This is a genomic window from Roseomonas sp. CCTCC AB2023176 (assembly GCF_042259275.1).
GTDB lineage: Bacteria > Pseudomonadota > Alphaproteobacteria > Acetobacterales > Acetobacteraceae > Roseomonas.
In genome coordinates this window covers 3,317,736-3,335,592 of the sequence record NZ_CP170086.1, presented here as the reverse complement: position 1 = coordinate 3,335,592, position 17,857 = coordinate 3,317,736, and the positions used below count along the sequence as shown (strand labels likewise).

Below are 17,857 nucleotides of genomic sequence, written 5' to 3'. Positions count from 1 at the left end.
ACGCCTTTCCGCTGGGGGAGCGGCGTGCCATATGCCGCGGTGCACACGTCCCGGCCCCCCGGTTCCGGAGCCCCCCATGTTCAAGCTTCGCCTCTTCCTCGCCGGCCTGTCCGGCCGCCGCGTCGGCACGGACGAGTACGGCAACGCCTATTTCGAGGGCCGGAAGGGCTACTTGGCCTACGGCCGGAAGCGCCGGATCGTGATCTACAAGGGCGAGGCCGAGGCGAGCGCCGTCCCGCCGGCCTGGTTCGGCTGGCTGCACCACACGACGGACACGCCGCTCGACACCTCGCGCCAACTGCCCTGGGTGAAGCCGCACCAGGCCAACATGACGGGCACGTCGCAGGCCTATCGGCCGAAGGGTCACGACTACTCGGGCGGGGAGCGCGCGCGGACGGCGGGTGACTACGAGGCCTGGACACCCGGTTCCTGATGGCGGACGTCTGACGGGATGAAGGGGCGGAGCGTCGCCGAGGTTCTTGCAGGCCTCGCCATCCTCATCGTGGCCGGGGGCTTCCTAGTCTATGCGATCACGGGGTCGGGGCGGAGCATGATGGCTTCGACCGCCGGGATCACACTGACGGCGCGCTTCGACCGGGTGGACGGGCTGGCGCCCGGTGCCGACGTGCGGATCGCAGGCGTGAAGGTAGGAAACGTCGTGTCGCAGCGGATCGATCCGCAGACCTTCCTCGCGGTCCTGACCCTGCGCGTGGACGGGGGGCTTCGCATCCCCGACGACACCTCGGCCGAGATCACCTCGGAGGGGCTGCTGGGCGGGAAGTACGTCGCGCTGGTGCCGGGCGGCGGGGAACGCCTGCTGCGGGACGGGGGGGAGATCCGGATCACCCAGTCCGCGGTGTCCCTGGAAAGCCTGCTCGGGCGGTTCATCTTCTCGGTGACGGAGATGAACCAGAACCGGCAGGGTGCGGAGGGCGGCGGCAACGCTCCCGCCCCGGCGCCGGCGGGTGGAGCCCCGCGGTGACTGCCGATCCGCTTGCCCCGCCCGAACTCTGGCCCGGGACGGACGGGCAGCCGCTCTCCTGCCGGGAGAAGCTGAAGGTGCTGGCGGAGAACCACACGGAGGTCGCGCAGGTGCTGCGCGACGCCTTCGAGGACGCGGTGATCATGGGCGTGGATGAGGCGGCGATGCGCCGCGTCTTGGCCGACCTCGTGGCCGCGCTGCCGAGCCCGAGGCGACGGGCGGCTTGAGGTGGGTCACAGCCCTGGCGGCCGCGGGTCTCGTGCTCGCGGCCACGGCGCTGGCGCAGAGCTGGGTGCCGAAGCGCGTCGCGAAACTGCAGGCGCTTGACAAGGTCACGGCGCGGATCGCGATCATCGACGCAACCGTGGACCAGCCGATCCGCTACGGAACGCTGACGATCACGGTGCGCGCCTGCAACGCGCGGCCGCCGGACGAAGTGCCGGATGCCGCGGCCTACATCGAGGTTCGGGACAACCTCGCGGCGGGAAACGCGCCGCCGGCCTTCCGGGGCTGGATGCTCGCCAACGCCCCGGCCGCGAACATGCTGGAACATCCGGTCTACGACCTGCGCATCCTGGAGTGTCGCTGAGAACGCTCCTGACGGGCGCGTGAGCCGGGGTTGTCCGGCACCCTGCCTGCCCGACATCCTACCCTGACGATGACCGCGCCCGGCCCGAACAACGTATCCCCTCCCCTGCCCGGCGACGATGCGGCGCTGTTCCTGGACCTGGATGGCACGCTTCTGGAGATCGCGCCGCGACCTGACGAGGTGGTCGTGCCGCCCGGCCTGCCGGCGATGTTGGCGGCCCTGCATGCGCGCCTCGACGGGGCCGTGGCGATCGTGACCGGGCGGCCCCTGGCTGTTGCGCGAGGCTATGCCGGCGTGCCGGCGATCGCGGTGGCGGCAGAACACGGAGCGGTGCTCGACCCGCCCCTGCCCGGGACGCCGCCCCTTCCTGTCCCCGATCCGGACTGGCGGCGCGCCGCGGATGCCTGGTCGGCGGAACGGCCGGGCACGCTCGTCGAGCACAAGACGCACGGCATCGTCCTGCATTTCCGGCTGGCGCCGGAGGAGGAGGGGGCGGCCGTTTCGTTCATGGAGGCGCTGCTCGGCGGCGCGGCGGCGGATCACGGCTTCCGACTCGTCCCGGCACACGCCGCGATGGAGTTGCGGCCGCTCGTGGCCGACAAGGGTGGCGCGGTGCACCGCTTCATGGCCGTGCCGCCGTTCCATGGCCGCAAGCCGATCTTCATCGGTGACGACGTGACGGACGAGGACGGGATCGCGGCAGCCGCGGCATATGGCGGCGGAGGCCTTCGCGTACCGGTGGATTTCGACGGGCGACCAGCACTGGTCCGCGATTGGCTGGGCCGCTTCGTCCGGCACCGTATCACCGCGTGAAAGCTGGCAGGTCACCTGGCATGGGTCGAAGCCGCCGCATCGCCATGCGGCATCGCTTATCCTGCGTTAGGGCTCCTGGTGGGCAGCCGTGTTTTGCGCAACCGCGTCTTCCGTACGGGGTTTTCCCGGCCGTGGAAGGGTGGGCCGTGGTGGGGTGGGACAGGACAGGACGCGAGGCGCCCGGGCAGCCCCCCGCCGGCGGGCGGAGGCGGATGACTTGGCGGGACTCGCCGGGTCGCGCCGGGAGATGCAAGGTCCAGGGGGCGGCGAGCTGATGGGGCGGCTCGTCGTCGTCTCGAACCGGGTGGCGGTGCCGCGTCGGGGCGAGGTGCCCTCGGCAGGTGGATTGGCGGTCGCGCTCGCCGATGCCTTCGCGCGCCGCGGTGGTCTGTGGTTCGGATGGAGCGGCACCGTCGCGCCGGACGCGCCGGACGTGGTGCGTCGGGCCCGGCGCAGCGGCGTGGATTACGCCGTGATGGACCTCGCCAGCAGCGAATACGACGGATTCTACCTGCGCCATTCCAACGCTACGCTCTGGCCTCTCTTCCACTTCCGTCTCGGGCTGATGCAGTACGATCGGGCGGCATCGGAGACCTACCGCGCGGTGAACCGGCGCTTCGCAGAAAACCTGCTGCCCCTGCTCAAGCGCGACGACACGATCTGGGTACACGACTATCAGTTGATCCCGCTCGGCGCGGAGTTGCGGCGCCTCGGGGCCAGGCAACGGATCGGGTACTTCCACCACATTCCCTTCCCGCCCTGGGCGGTGCTGTCCACCCTGCCCTGCGCCGGCGACCTGATCCGCGACCTGCTGAGCTACGACCTCGTCGGCGTGCAGACGAACAGGGACGTCGCAGGGCTGCAGGACGCGATGGCGGCGGGGACGGGGATGCGCGTGCGTCCGGACGGTTCCGTGCGGCTGCGGGGCAGGCGGACGCGGATGGCGGCGTTCCCGATCGGAATCGCGACCGCGGAGTTCGCGGATCTCGCGCGGGAGCAGGCCGCATCCGGGGAGACGCAACGTCTCGTGACGAGCCTGACCGGGCGGTCCCTCATCATCGGCGCGGAGCGGCTGGATTACACGAAGGGTCTGCCGGAGCGCATGCGGGCCTTCGCGGCGCTGCTGAAGCGATGGCCAGAGCACCGCGGCGCCGTCACCTACCTCCAGGTTGCCGCGCGCTCGCGCGAGGACGTGGAGTCCTACAAGGAACTGAAGCGCGAGATCGAGCGCCTGGCCGGGACGATCAACGGCGAGTACGCGGACGCGGACTGGACGCCGGTGCGCTACGTCGGCCGCGCGCTGCCCCGGGGGACGCTGGCGGGATACTACCGCGTGTCCCACGTCGGGCTGGTGACGCCGGTGCGGGACGGCATGAACCTCGTTGCGAAGGAATACGTGGCGGCCCAGGACCCGGAGGATCCGGGGGTGCTGGTCTTGTCGCGCTTCGCTGGGGCAGCGGAGAGCATGCCGGAGGCGCTGCTGGTGAATCCGCTCGATGCGGTCGGCGTCGCCGAGGCGCTGGATCAGGCGCTGCGGATGCCGCGGGGCGAAAGACGGGCGCGGCATGCGGCGATCTTCGCGCGGTTGATCGAGCGCGACGTGTCCGGCTGGTCCGCGGACTTCCTGCGGGCGTTGGAGGGCGACGATCCGCTGGAGGATCGGCCGGCGACGCGCGAGGCGGCCTGAGGAAGGCTCAGCCTTCCCGCAATACGGCGACTTCGGCTTCGAGGACGCTTCGCGGCAGTTCGGTGATCCAGGTGGCCGGCGTGTCGAGCGCGGCGGCAAGCATCTGGCGGTATTCGGCCTGCGCGATTTCCTCGGCGCCGAAGCGGGCGAGGTGGTCGGTCAGGAACTGCGTGTCCAGCAGGGTGAAGCCGCCGCGCCGCATCCGAACGACCAGGTGGACGAGGGCGACCTTCGAGGCGTCGGTCGCGCGCGAGAACATGCTCTCCCCGAAGAAGGCGGCGCCGATCCGCACGCCGTAGAGGCCGCCGACGAGGGCCCCGTCCTGCCGGACCTCGATCGAATGCGCATGGCCGAGGGCGTGGAGATCGTTGAAGAGGCGCTCGATCTCCGGGTTGATCCAGGAATCCTCTCGGCCCGGTGCCGGGGCGGCGCAGCCGGCGAGGATGCCGGCGAAGTCCTCATCGGCCGCGACCGTGAACCGGTCCGAGAGGACGGTGCGGCGCAGGCGGCGCGGCAGGTGGAAGCGGTCGAGCGGCAGGACGCCGCGCATCCGCGGGTCGAGCCAGTAGAGGCGGTCGGAGCCGCGGCTTTCGGCCATGGGGAAAAGGCCGAGCCGGTAGGCGCGGAGGACGAGGTCGGGGGTGAGGGCGAGGTGACGGCGGCTCATGGGTCGGCGACCTCCATGCCGAGGGCGCGGGCGGCGGTGGCCATGGCCTTGTCGCAGGTGAGGACTGGGAGGGCGAGGCGGGAGGCCATCGCGAGATGAAGCGCGTCGGGGGCCCGGAGGTTCACATCGAGGCGGCGGAGCCAGACGGTCGCGAGCGAGACCTCGGCAGGCGTGAGGACGGCAGGCGTGAGGACGGCAGGCTCCGTGTCCTGCCGTCGCCATTCATCGAAGGCGTCGAAGGCGTCGTGTCCGGCCTGTCGGGTCATGGGGCGCATCCGGACCTCCCGCGTGATCACCGCGGAAAGCTCCGCCGCAGCGAAATAGGACACGACCAGCGCCACTCCGGTCGAGAGAAACGCGCCGGCCCGATCGGTCCAGAAATCGGAGCGGAAGAGCGGGACGATGGCGCTCGTATCGAGGAGGATACGCAGGCTCAGGGACCCTCGTCCCGCATCCTACGGACGAGGTCCGGCCCGCTTGGCGCGCCGGGAGCGGGAGCGGGAGCGGGAGTCACGCGCACCGAGTCGAGCCAAGCCAGGCGCTCGGGGGACATTGGTCCCGGCGTCCGCCGCAGCGCGTTCAGCGAAGCCTTGATCCCGACACCGCCGGCTATGATGACCTCCTCCCCCTGCGCGGCGCGCTGGAGGAAGGCAGGCAGGCGCTCAAGAGCCTCCTCGATGCTGTAGGTGGCCATGGGCGGAGTATAGGTACCACCCCCAACCGCTTCCACCGGAACCGGGCGCTACCCGCCCCCGTGCCGAGCCACGAAGCGTTCGAGCCAGTGGATGGTGTAGTCGCCCGCCTGGAACTCCGGATCGTCCATGATGATCTGATGCAGCGGGATGGTCGTTGCGATCCCGTCCACCACCATCTCGGTCAGCGCGCGGCGGCAGCGGGCGATGGCCTCGGCCCGGGTCGAGCCATGGACGATGAGCTTCGCCACGAGGCTGTCGTAATGGGGCGGGACGGAGTAGCCGGCGTAAAGCGCGGAATCGACCCGGACGCCGAGGCCGCCGGGGGCGTGGTAGGCGTTCACGCGACCGGGCGACGGGCGGAAGGTGACGGGGTCTTCCGCGGTGATCCGGCACTCGATGGCGTGGCCGCGGAACTGGACGCCGGACTGGTCGTAGCCGAGCGGCTCGCCGGCGGCGACCCGGATCTGTTCGCGCACCAGATCCACGCCGCAGACCATCTCGGTCACGGGGTGCTCGACCTGCAGGCGGGTGTTCATCTCGATGAAGGCGAACTGGCCGTCCTGCCAGAGGAACTCCAGCGTGCCGGCGTTGCGGTAGCCGAGCTCACGCAGGGCAGCGGTGACGGTGCGGCCGAGGGATTCGCGGTCGGCCGTCGTCAGTACGGGGGAGCCGGCTTCCTCGACCAGTTTCTGGTGGCGGCGCTGGAGGGAGCAGTCGCGTTCGCCGAAATGCACGACGTTCCCGTAGGTGTCGGCGAGGACCTGCATCTCGATGTGGCGGGGCCGGTCGAGGTACTTTTCCAGGTAGACGCTGTCGTCGCCGAAGGCGGCCTTGGCCTCGGTTCGCGCGACGCGCCAGGCTTCCTCCAGCTCGTCCTCGGAATGCGCGACCTTCATGCCACGGCCGCCGCCGCCCGCCGCCGCCTTGATGAGGACGGGGTACTTCACGGAGGCCGCGACGTCCCGCGCCTCCTCGAGCGAGGCCAGCGCGCCGGGGGAGCCGGGGACGAGCGGCACGCCGAGCCGGCGCATGGCGTCCTTCGCGGCGATCTTGTCGCCCATGACGCGGATATGCTCGGGCTTCGGGCCGATGAAGGTCAGGCCATGGGCCTCCACCATCTCGGCGAAGCGGGCGTTCTCCGACAGGAAGCCGTAGCCGGGGTGGATGGCCTCGGCGCCGGTGATGGTGGCAGCGGAGAGGATGGCGGCGACATTGAGGTAAGAATCGCGGGCGGAGGGCGGGCCGATGCAGACGCTCTCATCGGCCAGGCGAACGTGCATCGCCGTGTCGTCGGCGGTCGAGTGCACCGCGACGGTGCGGATGCCCATCTCCTTGCACGCGCGATGGACGCGCAGCGCGATCTCACCGCGGTTGGCGATGAGGATCTTGTTGAAGGCGGGCACTTCTTACTCGATCACCAGCATCGGCTCGCCGAACTCCACGGGCGTGCCGTTCTCGATGAGGATGCGGGTCACGGTACCCGACTTCGGCGCCTTGATCTGGTTGAAGGTCTTCATCGCCTCGATCAGCAGGACCGTCTGGCCCTGCGCGACCTTGCCGCCGAGGGTGATGAAAGGCGCGGCGCCCGGCTCGGGCGAGAGGTAGGCGACGCCGACCATTGGGGACGTGATGGCGCCGGGGGTGGCCGCCGTAACCTCCTCGCTCGCGGTCGTCGGGACGGAGGGGGTGCGAGGGCAACGCCCGGGGCCGGCGCAACGGCCATCGGCGCGGCCACGGCCTGGACGACCTGCGGCGGCGGCGCGGCGCGGACGACGCGGATCCGGCTCTCGTTTTCGACGAGTTCGATTTCCGTGAGGTCGGTCTCGCGCAGGATCTTCGCCAGGGCGCGGATCGCCTCGGGGTCGAAGGAAAGTCCGCTCATGCCGCCGGGCTCATTCTGATTCGTCCTGTACGATAAGGCCGGCCATCGCCCGGAGCGCGAGGGAGTAGCCCCCGACGCCGAGGCCGCAGATGACGCCGGTGGCCGCGCGCGAGACGTAGGAGTGGTGCCTGAAGGCCTCGCGCCGGTGGATGTTGGTGATGTGGACCTCGACGACCGGCAGCTCGACCGCGAGCAGCGAGTCCATCAGGGCGACCGAGGTGTGGGAGTATCCGGCGGGGTTGATGACGATCCCGGCGGCCCGGCCACGGCATTCCTGCACCCAGGAGATTAGCTCGCCCTCGCCGTTGGTCTGTCGGAAATCGATGGCCAGGCCGAGTTCGTCCGCCGTCTCGGCGCACAGGGCCTCAACGTCGTCGAGTGTGGCAGAGCCGTACTTCTCCGGCTCGCGCGTGCCGAGCAGGTTGAGGTTGGGGCCGTTGAGGACGGCGATCAGCGGCGGTTCCAAGGCGGGGTCCCGTAGAGTGGGCGGCGGGCTAGCAGGGGTGGGGGCCGGCGGCAAGCGCGGGCCTGTCGCGCCCGTGTCGCGGGCCCGCCGCGCTTGTCCCGCGGCGGGGCCCGGTCCACATGCCGGGCATGTCGGAGACGGTGTCGGCAGTGCGGATCACCCTGAACGGGGAAGCACGGGAATTCCCCGCGGGCTCCTCCGTGACCGACCTCCTGGCCGCGATCGGCCTTGACGGTCGGAAGGTCGCGGTGGAGCGGAACGAGGAGATCGTGCCCCGCTCCGCCTACGGCACGACGGCGCTCGCGGCCGGCGACGCGATCGAGATCGTCCACTTCATCGGGGGCGGCTGACCATGGACGGGCTGACCACCGCGGCCGCCGACGACACCTGGGAGGTCGGGGGCACCGCTTCCGCTCGCGGCTGGTCGTCGGCACGGGGCGGTACAAGTCGCTGGAGGAGACGGCCGCGGCGATCGAGGCCTCGGGCGCCGAAATGGTCACGGTCGCGGTGCGGCGCGTGAACCTGTCTGACCCGGCGGCGCCGATGCTGCAGGACTACGTGCCGCCGAACCGCTACACATACCTGCCAAACACGGCGGGCTGCCACACCGCGAAGGACGCGGTCCGCACGCTGCGGCTGGCGCGGGAGGCCGGGGGCTGGAACCTCGTGAAGCTCGAGGTCCTGGGGCCGCCGCCCTTCCTCTATCCCGACATGGCCGCGACGGTGGAAGCGGCCGAGGCGCTGATCCGCGACGGCTTCCAGGTCATGGTCTATTGCGCCGACGACCCGGTCGCCGCGAAGCGGCTGGAGGAGATGGGCTGCGTCGCCATCATGCCGCTGGGCGCACCGATCGGGTCGGGGCTCGGGATCGCCAACCCCTACATGATCCAGTCCATCAAGCGGCAGGCGACGGTGCCCGTGCTGGTGGATGCCGGGATCGGGACGGCAAGCGAGGCGGCGCAGGCGATGGAACTGGGCTGCGACGCGGTGCTGCTGAACTCCGCCATCGCCCATGCCCGCGATCCCGTGCGGATGGCGCGGGCCATGAAGGCGGCGGTAGAGGCGGGGCGGCATGCCTTCCTCGCCGGGCGGATGCGGCGGGGGTACGAGGCCGATGCGTCCTCCCCGATGACCGGGCTGATCGCGCCGTAGATCGGCTCAGGCGTCTCAGGAGTTCGGGACGGGAAGGTCCATCGGCGTGAAGTCCGCGACGTTGCGGGTAACGACGGTCAGGCCGTGGACCAGGGCGGTGGCCGCGATAAGAAAGTCGTAGGCCGGCCGTGGGCCTGGGACGTTCAGGCGGGCGCAGATCCGGGCGACCGCGGGATCACCGGCAGGGCGCGGCTGCCAAGTGGCGGATGATGGTGCCGTCTAGCCAGCGGCGGAAGACGGCACCCGCCACCGGATCACGCCGCTCGATCCGCAGGACACCCTTTTCCAGCTCCAACAGCGTCATCACCGACAGGAGCAGCGTGCGCGCAGGCTGTCCGGATATCCAGTCAACGACCTTGCGGTCTGCTCCGCCCGTCGGGGCCTTGCGGAGTTCCGAGACGACGTTCGTGTCGAGCAGTGAAGTCAGTCGAAGGTCACCTTGTCGCTCCAGACCTCGCGCGAAAGCTTCGGATCGAACTCCACGTCGCAGGGCTCCACCATCCCGAAGAGGTCGAGGGCGTTCGGCTCCGCGCCCGCCGCCAGCCGCTCATACTCATGGATCGTCATGAGGACCTGGGAAGGCTTGTCCCGGTCCGTAATGCGGACCGGGCCCTCCCGTGCCGGGCGCTTGGCTGAGCCGGTGTCCTGGTTGAACGCACGGCTGGTCATTGTCCGCATGCTCGATGTAGGAACGGTTCTACCAATCCGTTCAACACGCTCCCAGCAGCCACGCGCAGCCGGAATCCCGGGCCACGGCGCGAAGGCGGCTCATGACGGCAGGTGCCATCGGGAGGCCCGTCGCTTCTCGCCTCGCGCGCTCTTCCCATTCCGGGTCACCAGGGATGCGCACCGGCTGCGCCGGATCGGCCCGCGGCGCCTCGCGCAACGTGTCGAGCACGTCGTCCAGGTCGGCCGTGAACTCCTCCAGCGGCCGGAAGGCGGCGGGGTTCAGGGCGAGGAAGAACAGGCCGATGTCGTCGGGGTCTGCCGGGCCCTGGGTCCGCAGCCGCAGCGGGGTAAAGGAGGCGCCGGCGAGCGTCGCGCCGAGGATCTGGGCGAAGAGGCCGAGGCCGTAGCCCTTGTGCCCGCCCGTCAGCGTGGAGCCGCCGCCGAGGGGCGTGAGGCCGCCGACCCGTTCCCGCAGGAGGCGGTAGCCGAGCTCGGCGTCGGTCACGTCCCTCCCCTCCCCGTCCACGACCCAGCCGGCGGGGATGCCCTTGCCCTGGACGCCGTAGACGCGGATGCGGTTCGAGGGGACGACGCTCGTCGCCATGTCGAGCACGACGGGCGGGTGCCGGCCGGCGGGCGCGGCGAAGGCGAAGGGGTTGGTGCCGAGCATGGGCGTGGCGCCGCCCGTCGGCACGACGGTGGCCAGGCGCGTGGCGCAGGAGACCATCGCGATCAGGCCGCGGCGTACCGCGCGCTCGGCATAGGTGCCGCAGGCGCCGAAGTGGTTGGCGTTGCGCACCGCGACGACGCCGACATCCGCAGCCTCGGCCTTCCGGATCGCGAGGTCCATCGCGAAGCGGCCGGTCGGATGCCCCATCGCGGCCATGCCGTCGACCAGGGCGGTGCTGGCGCTTTCGCGGAGGATGCGGGGCTTCGCGTCCAGGCGGATCTGCCCGGCGCGGACCATCGGTGCGTAGACCTCGAGCATCGAGGTGCCGTGGGACTCGATGCCCTTGAGGTCGGCGTCCACGAGGACCTCGGCGGTGGTCGCCGCGTCCGCCTCGTCCAGGCCCCAGGCACGGAGGATGGCGCCGGCCTGAGCGCGCAGCAGTTCGGCAGGGATGCGCGGGGCGGGATCGGGGGTGGTCATCGGGCGGAGGATCGCGCGACCTGCTGCCGCCCGGAACCCCATCCTGCCCCCGCTTCCAACACGGGCGAACCACGATCTCCCGATCGTTTGCGGATGCGCAAGGCTCCAGGCCGGACCACAGCCTCGCCCCATGCGGCGACGGGCCACGCGCGACGGTCACGAAGCGACGGCGCCGTTCGCTGCGGCAGGACCACCCCGCGGTAGCAACGCTGCCCCCCCGGCGCCCTGTCCTCATCCCGCTCACGATTCCGCCGTTGCCATCTTCTGGCGGGGACGGGCGGTCGACAGCATCCCCCGCGGCATCCAATAAGCCGCGATGCCGAACAGTCCGGACGGACGGCCTGCCGCCGCGCCGACGACCCGCCGCGCCCTCGTGATCGCGTCCGTCATGGCGGCGCTCTTCATGATCGCGATCGAGGCGACCATCGTCTCCACCGCCATGCCGCAGATCGCGGGGCAGCTCGGGGACCTCCACCTCTACTCCTGGGTCTTCTCGTCCTTCCTGCTGACCCAGACCGCGGCGACGGTCGCCTTCGGCAAGCTGGCGGACCTGTATGGCCGCAAGCCCGTGCTGCTGGTCGGGATCGGCATCTTCCTGGGGGGCTCGGTCCTCTGCGGGCTGGCCTGGTCCATGCCGTCGCTCATCGCCTTCCGCCTCATCCAGGGCGTGGGCGCCGGGGCGATCCAGCCGGTCTGCATCACCGTCGTCGGCGACCTCTATCCCGGGCCGCAGCGGGCCAAGGTCCAGGGTTACCTCGCCAGCGTCTGGGGCGTGTCGTCGGTGATCGGGCCGCTGGTCGGGGCCTTCATGATCGGGCACCTGCACTGGGCCTGGCTGTTCTGGATCAACGTCCCGATCGGCGTCGCCGCGGCGGCGGGCTTCGCCGCCTACCTGCACGAGAACATCGCGCCGGCGGAGCGGAGCGTGGATGTGCTGGGGGCCGCGATCTTCACGGTGAGCGTGGCGTCGCTCATGGTCGCCCTGACCGGGATCGGCGCGTCGGGACACGGGATCGCGCTGGCGGCCGCCGGCCTCTTCGCCGTGAGCATCCCGCTCTTCGTGCTGCAGGAACGGCGGGCGCGGGACCCGATGATGAACTTCGGCCTGCTCGGGCGGCGGCCGATCGCGACCGCCAATGCCGTGACGCTGCTCGGCGGCATGTCGCTCGTCGGGCTCACGACCTTCCTGCCGATGTACGTGCAGGGGGTGCTGCGTCAATCCGCCATGGTCGCGGGCTTTGCGCTCACGATGACGGTGCTGGGCTGGCCGATCGGCGCGACGATCGCGGCGCGGCAGATGGCGCGTTTCGGGCTGCGGCCCATCCTCCTCTGCGGCGCGGCGCTGCTGCCGGTCGGGGCGGCCTTCATCGCGCTGCTCGGGCCGGGGAGCTCGGTCATCCCGGCAGGCGTCGGCTCCTTCGTCATGGGGCTGGGGATGGGCTTCCTGAACAGCGCGGCCATCATGATCGTGCAGGGCAGCGTCGGTTGGGAGGAACGGGCCTCGGCCACCGCGTCCAGCATCTTCTTCCGCAACCTCGGCAGCACGCTCGGCGCCGTCGCGCTGGGGGCGGTGCTCAACCTTGGACTCGCCTCGGGCCAGGGCGGGGCCCCGATGCTCGACTCCGAGCAAATCCGGCAGCTCCTCGACGCGCCGACGAATACGATGGACGTCGCCGTTCAGCTCGCCCTCGGGCGATCGCTGCACGCGACCTTCCTCGTCATGCTGGGGATCGCAGTCCTCGCCGTGCTCGCCGCGGCCTTCGTGCCCCGCGTAGCGCTCGAGGCGCGTCCCGCGACGGGCGCGGGCGGACGCCGCTGACGGTTCGGACGAACCGCATGCCCGTCCCCGGCGGAACGCCGGCGCCCCGGGGACCTCCAGTTGTCGCGGGCAGCCAACCCATCCACCGCCGCGGGCGTGGCGCCCGGGCGGGGGCGGGTCAGTGCGCCGCGCCCCCGCGCCGGGCTTCGGCAGCGTGACGAAGTACACCAGCGGCACCGCCAGGAAGAACAGGACGGCGATGACGACGAGGACGTCGTTGTAGGCGAGGATCGTAGCCTCCCGCGTGAGAAGGTTCGCGACGCGGCGGAGGGCGGCAAGGTCGGCGGCATCGCCGAGGCGCCCCGCCAGGCCGGCGGAGATGGCATCCACCGACGACGTCACGCCGGAGCGGGCCCAGGTCAGGGCCTCCGACAGATGGAGCCGGTGGAAGGCGGAGCGGTCGATCACCAGCGTGTTTATCATCGCCAGCCCCACGGCGCCGCCGAGGTTGCGCATGAGGTTGTAGAGGCCGGAGGCGTTCTTCAGCATCGCCGGCGGCAGGGTGCCCAGCGCGATCTGGTTCACCGGCACCATCGTCATCATCGTGCCGATCCCGCGCAGCGACAGCGGCAGCCAGAGTTCTGGCAGGGCGGAGTCGGCGGTCAGGCGGGACGTCAGCCACATGGCGTAGCCGGTCATGGCGAGCCCGCCCGCGAGGAGGATGCGGATGTCCATCACCTTGCTCAGCCGCCCGATGACGGGAGCCGCGATGAACATCGCGAGGCCCGTGACGAACATCGTCTCGCCGATCTGGAGCGAGTTGTAGCCGCGGATGCGCCCGAGGAAGAGCGGGATGAGGTAGACCGCGCCGTAGAGCCCTACGCCCACGATGAAGGAGAACAGCGAGCCGAAGGCGAAGTTCGCGTTGCGGTAGGCGCGCAGCTCCACGATCGGCTGCGGCGCGGTGAAGGCGCGCCAGAAGAAGACGAGGGCGCCGGACACGCAGAGGAAGGCGGCGGCCGCGACCGTCGGGTCGTCGAGCCAGTCCCAGCGCGGACCTTCTTCCATGACGTATTCGAGGCAGCCGAGGAAGAGCGCCATGGCGCCGAGCCCCCACCAGTCGAACTGGCGCAGCAGGCTGCGGTCGCCCTTGTCGATGTCGAGCGTGGCCCAGACGACGATCGCGATGAAGGCACCGATCGGGACGTTGATAAGGAAGAGCCAGTGCCAGGACAGGCTCTCGGTCAGCAGCCCGCCGAGCGTCGGGCCGATGGTGGGCGCGAGCGTCGCGGTCAGGCCAATGAGGACGGAGATGCCGGCCCGGCGCTCCGCGGGGAAGAGGATGAAGGCCGTCGCGAAGACGGTCGGGATCATGGCGCCGCCGAGGAAGCCCTGCATGGCGCGAAAGACGATCATCATCGGCAGGCTGCTCGCGAGGGCGCAGAGCAGCGAGAAGACCGTGAAGCCCGCGGCGGAGATCGTGAACAGCACGCGCGTGGACAACAGGCGAGACAGGAAGCCCGACAGCGGGATCATGACGATCTCCGCAATGAGGTAGGAGGTCTGGACCCAGGAGGCCTCGTCAGGCGAGGCGGCGAGGCCGGCCTGGATGTCGGAGATGCTCGCCGAGACGATCTGGATGTCCAGGATCGCCATGAACATGCCGAGCACCATCGTCATGAAGCCGACGAACTGCCTGCCGGTGACGTGCTTGCCCGAGGCGATCGGGGCGGGGCGGGCCGCGGGGACGCCGCCGGCTGGAGCGCGGCCGAGCCGCGCTGACGTTACGGACATGGCGGCGCCTCCCGGTTCAGCGAAGGTTCAGGGCGGAGGCCGTGGCGGCGATCACGCCGCGCGGCGCGTTCGGGTCGTCGCGCGTGTCCACCTCCGCCTCGACCGACAGGCCGGGGCGCAGGCGGGACACGTCCTGGCCCGGGGCGAGGGCGATGCGCACGGGAACGCGCTGGACGATCTTCGTGAAGTTGCCCGTCGCGTTCTCCGGCGGCAGCAGGGAGAACAGGGAGCCGGTGGCCGGCGCAAGGCTGTCCACCGTGCCGTGCAGCACGCCGCCGGCGTCCAGGTTCAGGTCCACCGGCTGGCCGACACGCATGCGGCGGATCTGCGTCTCCTTGAAGTTCGCCGTGATGAATTGCCGCTCGGCGGGCGGGGCGACGGCGATGAGGTTCTGGCCCGGGCGCACGTGCTGGCCGGGCTGGGCCGCACGGTTGCCGGCGATGCCGTCGAAGGGCGCGCGGATCACGGTGTAGGCGACGTTGCTCTCGGCGAGAGCGAGGGCGGCCGCGGCAGCATCGCGGCGGGCGACGGCGGCGCGGGCCTGGGCGTCGAGCACCGGCAGTTGCTGCTGCGCCGAGCGCAGGTTGGCCTGGGCTGACTGCACGGCGGCCTCGGCCTTGCGCTGGTTCGCGATGTTCAGGTCGTTCGTCTGGCGCGAGGCGAAGCCACCGGCGACGAGGCTGCCGGTGCGCGCGGCGTCGGCGGCGGCGCGCACGCGCTCGGCGTCCGCTTCGGCGATGCCGGCCTGGGCCTGGGCGATCGCGGCCTCGGCCTGGCCCCGCTGCGCCGCGATGGTGCCGATGCTCGCCTCGGCCTCGGCAAGGTTGGCGGCGGCCTGGTCGCGGCGGGCGCGGGCGTCGCGGTCCTCCAGTTCGATCAGGGGCTGGCCGGCGGTGACCGTCGCGTTGTCGGCGACGAGGATTCTCGCGACGTCGCCCTCGATCCGGGGGGAGAGGACGGAAATGTCGCCGCCGACATAGGCGTTGTCGGTACTCTCCAGGAACCGAGCGACGTTCCACCACCACGTCCCGCCCAGCCCGGCGCCGACAGCGGCGACGAGGCCGATGACGGGCAGCAGACGACGGAGGCGGGAGCGGCGCGGCGGGGGCGGCGCAGGCTCGCTGACGCGGATCTCAGGATCGGGGATGGGGCGGGCAGAGGCGTTCATGGCAGGACTGAACCGTTCAGTTCAGTGTGGGTTATGGGAGCGCCTGATCACATTGTCCATGGAAAACTGAACCGTTCAGTCTAATATGCCCGCGACCGCCGGGAGGCTTGTCCGTTGTCCGTTGCCGTCACCGCGTCCGTCGTCGAGTCCAGCCCGAAGCGAGCCGCGATCCTTGACGCGGCGGCAGAGCTGTTCCTGGCGCAGGGCTATGCGTCCGTCTCCATGGACGCAGTGGCGAAGGCGGCCGCCGTGTCGAAGGCGACGCTCTATGCATACTTCAGCGGCAAGGACGCTCTGTTCGGGGCGATCGTGGCGGAGCGGTGCGCGGCCATCACCGCAGAGGCGGAGGCGCTGCTGTCGGCTGATGCCTTGCCGGAGCAGGCGCTGCGGCAGGCGGCGCGGGTCTGGCTGAAGTTCCTTCTCTCGCCGCACACCCTGGCGATCTACCGGACGGTCGTGGCGGAGGGGCCGCGCTTTCCCGACCTGGCGCGGACCTTCCAGGCGGCGGGGCCATCTACCGGCCGCGCCTGGCTGACGCGTCTGCTGCGTGAGGAGCAGCGCCTCGGCCTGCTGCGGGCCGATATGGATCCGGAGGCGGCAGCGGGGCAGTTGGGCGCGCTGATGCGCGGCGACCTGCACCTGAGGGCGATGCTCGGAGCCGTACCCCCTTCGGACGAGGAAGTGGCAGCGGCGGCTGATGCAGCGGTGGCGATGTTCATTCGCGCCTACGGCGTACCCCGGGAACCGTAAAGCCCCCGGAAACTGCAGGACTGATCGGCGGATTTCGCCGGGTTTCGACAGCCGGTTCCGGCCGCTTTCCGGTCCGCCGACGAGGTCCCCGGAAAAAATCAGCGTTCACGGCCGATTGATCCTTGCGCAGGGTGGGTGCCGGGGCTATTTGCCCCCTCAGACGCAGTACGCACGTGCCTCTGGCCCACGCGGTTACGCAACGACGTCAAGCGTTCTGGCAACCCCCCGGGGTTTCGGCCGTCAGGTCGGGATCACGGGGCCTCACTTGGTCGCTGGTTCGTTCGACCGTTCGTCAACCCGGCTGGGCCGCCCGCACAAGGGTGGCGGCTCTGCCACATCCTTTGCGGAGGGTGGTGCGATGACCCCGAAGATTGCTCGCTTCCTGGCCGAGAACGACCTGGCGACGCCTTGCCTCGTTCTCGACGTGGACCGGGTCGAGCAGAATTACCGTCGCCTGAAGAGGGCCCTGCCCCTCGCGCGTATTTATTACGCCGTTAAGGCCAACCCGGCCCGCCCGATTCTCGAGCGGCTGGTCGGCCTTGGCTCCTGCTTCGACGCCGCTTCCTTTGAAGAGGTCTCCGCGGTGCTGGATGCCGGCGCGGCGCCCGATGCGGTGTCCTACGGCAACACCGTGAAGAAGGAGCGGGCGATCAAGGCCGCCTTCGAGCGCGGCGTGCGCATGTTCGCCTTCGACTCGGAGGAGGAGCTGGACAAGCTCGCCCGCTCCGCGCCGGGCGCGAAGGTGTATTGCCGCATCCTCGTCGGGAACGACGGGGCGGAGTGGCCGCTGTCGCGCAAGTTCGGGTGCGAGCCGGAAATGGCGCGCGACCTGATGATCCGCGCGGCGGGCCTTGGCCTCGATCCGTTCGGGCTGTCCTTCCACGTCGGCAGCCAGCAGACGGACACGGGCGCCTATGCGGCGGCGATCGCGAAGGTCGGTATGCTCTTCACCGACCTGAAGGATGCCGGCGTGAACGTTCGCATGGTGAACCTCGGGGGCGGCTATCCCGTGCGCTATCGCGCGGAGGTGCCGGAGATCGAGGCCTTCGCCGACGCGATCATGGGCGCGATGGTCGAGCACTTCGGCAACGCCATCCCCGACATGGTGGTCGAGCCGGGCCGCTTCATTGCGGGCGATGCGGGCGTGGTGCAGTCGGAAGTCGTACTCGTCTCCCGCAAGGCGACGGACGATCCGGTTCGCTGGGTCTACCTCGACGTCGGCCGCTTCGGCGGCTTGGCGGAGACGGAGGGCGAAGCAATCAAGTACGCCTTCCGCACGCCGCATGACGGCGGGGCGGAGGGTCCGGTGACGATCGCGGGTCCGACCTGCGACAGCACGGACACGCTGTACGAGAAGGCGAACTACCGGCTGCCGACGGCGCTGCGCGCCGGCGACAAGGTCGAGATCCTGGCGACGGGCGCCTACGTCACGACCTATGCTAGCCAGGGCTTCAACGGATTCGCGCCCCTGGCCGAGCACTACGTCTGATCCGGAAGGGAATGGGAGGAACCGCGGCTCCTCCCATTCCCGTGATCGCTCTAACGGTTTCGTAATACCTTCGGATTAGTCGTGCCATCGCGGTGCAGCACAGCCGGTGGTTGCATTCGCTGAAATTCGCTATGAGCATTCCCGA

Annotated in this window: 20 protein-coding genes and 2 pseudogenes; 11 read left to right on the top strand and 11 right to left on the bottom strand. The window is 70.5% G+C overall.

The window, feature by feature from the left end:
- Positions 1-76: 76 nt before the first annotated feature.
- The 6 genes from ACE7GA_RS16725 (at position 77) to ACE7GA_RS16700 (ending at position 4,071) form a co-directional block, all read left to right on the top strand.
- Positions 77-433 carry an NADH:ubiquinone oxidoreductase subunit NDUFA12 gene (locus ACE7GA_RS16725; RefSeq protein ID WP_376088755.1) on the top strand — a complete coding sequence of 119 codons (357 nt, stop codon included), beginning with the start codon at positions 77-79 and terminating at the stop codon, positions 431-433.
- 18 nt (positions 434-451) lie between these two features.
- Entirely contained in the window at positions 452-982 is a 531-nt protein-coding gene (mlaD, locus tag ACE7GA_RS16720; protein WP_376088752.1) for an outer membrane lipid asymmetry maintenance protein MlaD, read from the top strand.
- Complete coding sequence (locus tag ACE7GA_RS16715; RefSeq protein WP_376088749.1) at positions 979-1,209, top strand: hypothetical protein; 231 nt, start codon at positions 979-981, stop codon at positions 1,207-1,209. Before mlaD ends, ACE7GA_RS16715 begins: the two co-directional genes overlap by 4 nt.
- The gene (locus ACE7GA_RS16710) at positions 1,206-1,571 is read left to right on the top strand and encodes a DUF2155 domain-containing protein (RefSeq protein ID WP_376088746.1); all 366 of its coding nucleotides are present in this window, start codon (positions 1,206-1,208) and stop codon (positions 1,569-1,571) included. The genes ACE7GA_RS16715 and ACE7GA_RS16710 overlap by 4 nt, the downstream gene beginning before the upstream one ends.
- Before the next feature lie 69 nt (positions 1,572-1,640).
- Positions 1,641-2,384: a trehalose-phosphatase gene (gene otsB / locus ACE7GA_RS16705; protein ID WP_376088743.1), complete on the top strand. Its 744-nt coding sequence runs from the start codon at positions 1,641-1,643 to the stop codon at positions 2,382-2,384.
- 274 nt (positions 2,385-2,658) lie between these two features.
- Complete coding sequence (locus ACE7GA_RS16700) at positions 2,659-4,071, top strand: trehalose-6-phosphate synthase (protein ID WP_376100323.1); 1,413 nt, start codon at positions 2,659-2,661, stop codon at positions 4,069-4,071.
- A 7-nt stretch (positions 4,072-4,078) separates the two neighbouring features.
- Here ACE7GA_RS16700 and aat read toward each other — a convergent pair whose 3' ends face one another.
- From aat to aroQ, 6 genes and pseudogenes are all read right to left on the bottom strand, one after another.
- Entirely contained in the window at positions 4,079-4,738 is a 660-nt protein-coding gene (gene aat, locus ACE7GA_RS16695) for a leucyl/phenylalanyl-tRNA--protein transferase (RefSeq protein ID WP_376088739.1), read from the bottom strand.
- Positions 4,735-5,142, bottom strand: coding sequence for a type II toxin-antitoxin system VapC family toxin (locus ACE7GA_RS16690; protein ID WP_376100320.1), 408 nt, complete (start codon positions 5,140-5,142; stop codon positions 4,735-4,737). Before ACE7GA_RS16690 ends, aat begins: the two co-directional genes overlap by 4 nt.
- Positions 5,143-5,171: 29 nt before the next feature.
- Complete coding sequence (locus tag ACE7GA_RS16685) at positions 5,172-5,432, bottom strand: hypothetical protein (protein ID WP_376088736.1); 261 nt, start codon at positions 5,430-5,432, stop codon at positions 5,172-5,174.
- Between the two features lie 48 nt (positions 5,433-5,480).
- Positions 5,481-6,836, bottom strand: a complete 1,356-nt coding sequence (accC, locus tag ACE7GA_RS16680; RefSeq protein ID WP_376088733.1) for an acetyl-CoA carboxylase biotin carboxylase subunit — start codon at positions 6,834-6,836, stop codon at positions 5,481-5,483.
- Positions 6,837-6,839: 3 nt separating this feature from the next.
- Positions 6,840-7,315 (bottom strand): annotated as a pseudogene (accB, locus tag ACE7GA_RS16675) (acetyl-CoA carboxylase biotin carboxyl carrier protein).
- Between the two features lie 10 nt (positions 7,316-7,325).
- Positions 7,326-7,781, bottom strand: coding sequence for a type II 3-dehydroquinate dehydratase (gene aroQ / locus ACE7GA_RS16670; protein ID WP_376088730.1), 456 nt, complete (start codon positions 7,779-7,781; stop codon positions 7,326-7,328).
- 128 nt (positions 7,782-7,909) lie between these two features.
- Between aroQ and thiS the strand changes: the two genes are divergently transcribed.
- On the top strand, positions 7,910-8,131 hold the full coding sequence (gene thiS, locus ACE7GA_RS16665; RefSeq protein WP_376088727.1) for a sulfur carrier protein ThiS: 222 nt from the start codon (positions 7,910-7,912) through the stop codon (positions 8,129-8,131).
- 37 nt (positions 8,132-8,168) lie between these two features.
- Positions 8,169-8,933, top strand: coding sequence for a thiazole synthase (locus tag ACE7GA_RS16660; RefSeq protein ID WP_376100317.1), 765 nt, complete (start codon positions 8,169-8,171; stop codon positions 8,931-8,933).
- A gap of 175 nt (positions 8,934-9,108) precedes the next feature.
- Here ACE7GA_RS16660 and ACE7GA_RS16655 read toward each other — a convergent pair whose 3' ends face one another.
- The 3 genes from ACE7GA_RS16655 to ACE7GA_RS16645 all read right to left on the bottom strand — a co-directional run bounded on the left by ACE7GA_RS16655 (position 9,109) and on the right by ACE7GA_RS16645 (position 10,752).
- Positions 9,109-9,237 carry a hypothetical protein gene (locus ACE7GA_RS16655; RefSeq protein ID WP_376088724.1) on the bottom strand — a complete coding sequence of 43 codons (129 nt, stop codon included), beginning with the start codon at positions 9,235-9,237 and terminating at the stop codon, positions 9,109-9,111.
- Between the two features lie 119 nt (positions 9,238-9,356).
- The gene (locus tag ACE7GA_RS16650; protein WP_376088721.1) at positions 9,357-9,602 is read right to left on the bottom strand and encodes a type II toxin-antitoxin system Phd/YefM family antitoxin; all 246 of its coding nucleotides are present in this window, start codon (positions 9,600-9,602) and stop codon (positions 9,357-9,359) included.
- Positions 9,603-9,642: 40 nt separating this feature from the next.
- Positions 9,643-10,752: an Ldh family oxidoreductase gene (locus tag ACE7GA_RS16645; RefSeq protein WP_376088718.1), complete on the bottom strand. Its 1,110-nt coding sequence runs from the start codon at positions 10,750-10,752 to the stop codon at positions 9,643-9,645.
- A gap of 316 nt (positions 10,753-11,068) precedes the next feature.
- On the opposite strand from ACE7GA_RS16645, the gene ACE7GA_RS16640 reads away from it, so the two are divergent.
- The gene (locus tag ACE7GA_RS16640) at positions 11,069-12,571 is read left to right on the top strand and encodes an MDR family MFS transporter (RefSeq protein WP_376088715.1); all 1,503 of its coding nucleotides are present in this window, start codon (positions 11,069-11,071) and stop codon (positions 12,569-12,571) included.
- A 219-nt stretch (positions 12,572-12,790) separates the two neighbouring features.
- On the opposite strand, the pseudogene ACE7GA_RS16635 reads toward ACE7GA_RS16640, so the two are convergent.
- Together ACE7GA_RS16635 and ACE7GA_RS16630 are read right to left on the bottom strand one after the other, a co-directional pair.
- Positions 12,791-14,167, bottom strand: a pseudogene (locus tag ACE7GA_RS16635) (DHA2 family efflux MFS transporter permease subunit); the annotation flags it as partial.
- A gap of 154 nt (positions 14,168-14,321) precedes the next feature.
- On the bottom strand, positions 14,322-15,473 hold the full coding sequence (locus ACE7GA_RS16630) for an HlyD family efflux transporter periplasmic adaptor subunit (protein ID WP_376088712.1): 1,152 nt from the start codon (positions 15,471-15,473) through the stop codon (positions 14,322-14,324).
- Between the two features lie 114 nt (positions 15,474-15,587).
- On the opposite strand from ACE7GA_RS16630, the gene ACE7GA_RS16625 reads away from it, so the two are divergent.
- Positions 15,588-16,223 carry a TetR/AcrR family transcriptional regulator gene (locus ACE7GA_RS16625; protein ID WP_376088709.1) on the top strand — a complete coding sequence of 212 codons (636 nt, stop codon included), beginning with the start codon at positions 15,588-15,590 and terminating at the stop codon, positions 16,221-16,223.
- A 358-nt stretch (positions 16,224-16,581) separates the two neighbouring features.
- Positions 16,582-17,712, top strand: a complete 1,131-nt coding sequence (locus tag ACE7GA_RS16620; RefSeq protein WP_376088706.1) for a type III PLP-dependent enzyme — start codon at positions 16,582-16,584, stop codon at positions 17,710-17,712.
- The last annotated feature ends 145 nt before the right edge of the window (positions 17,713-17,857 follow it).

Coding starts and splice junctions, on each gene's coding strand:
- ACE7GA_RS16640 (WP_376088715.1), top strand. CDS start 11,069: ATGCCGAACAGTCCGGACGGACGGCCTGCCGCCGCGCCGACGACCCGC.
- ACE7GA_RS16700 (WP_376100323.1), top strand. CDS start 2,659: ATGGGGCGGCTCGTCGTCGTCTCGAACCGGGTGGCGGTGCCGCGTCGG.
- ACE7GA_RS16685 (WP_376088736.1), bottom strand. CDS start 5,432: ATGGCCACCTACAGCATCGAGGAGGCTCTTGAGCGCCTGCCTGCCTTC.
- thiS (WP_376088727.1), top strand. CDS start 7,910: ATGTCGGAGACGGTGTCGGCAGTGCGGATCACCCTGAACGGGGAAGCA.
- ACE7GA_RS16655 (WP_376088724.1), bottom strand. CDS start 9,237: ATGACGCTGTTGGAGCTGGAAAAGGGTGTCCTGCGGATCGAGCGGCGT.
- ACE7GA_RS16645 (WP_376088718.1), bottom strand. CDS start 10,752: ATGACCACCCCCGATCCCGCCCCGCGCATCCCTGCCGAACTGCTGCGC.
- ACE7GA_RS16725 (WP_376088755.1), top strand. CDS start 77: ATGTTCAAGCTTCGCCTCTTCCTCGCCGGCCTGTCCGGCCGCCGCGTC.
- ACE7GA_RS16650 (WP_376088721.1), bottom strand. CDS start 9,602: ATGACCAGCCGTGCGTTCAACCAGGACACCGGCTCAGCCAAGCGCCCG.
- otsB (WP_376088743.1), top strand. CDS start 1,641: ATGACCGCGCCCGGCCCGAACAACGTATCCCCTCCCCTGCCCGGCGAC.
- aat (WP_376088739.1), bottom strand. CDS start 4,738: ATGAGCCGCCGTCACCTCGCCCTCACCCCCGACCTCGTCCTCCGCGCC.
- ACE7GA_RS16630 (WP_376088712.1), bottom strand. CDS start 15,473: ATGAACGCCTCTGCCCGCCCCATCCCCGATCCTGAGATCCGCGTCAGC.
- mlaD (WP_376088752.1), top strand. CDS start 452: ATGAAGGGGCGGAGCGTCGCCGAGGTTCTTGCAGGCCTCGCCATCCTC.
- ACE7GA_RS16620 (WP_376088706.1), top strand. CDS start 16,582: ATGACCCCGAAGATTGCTCGCTTCCTGGCCGAGAACGACCTGGCGACG.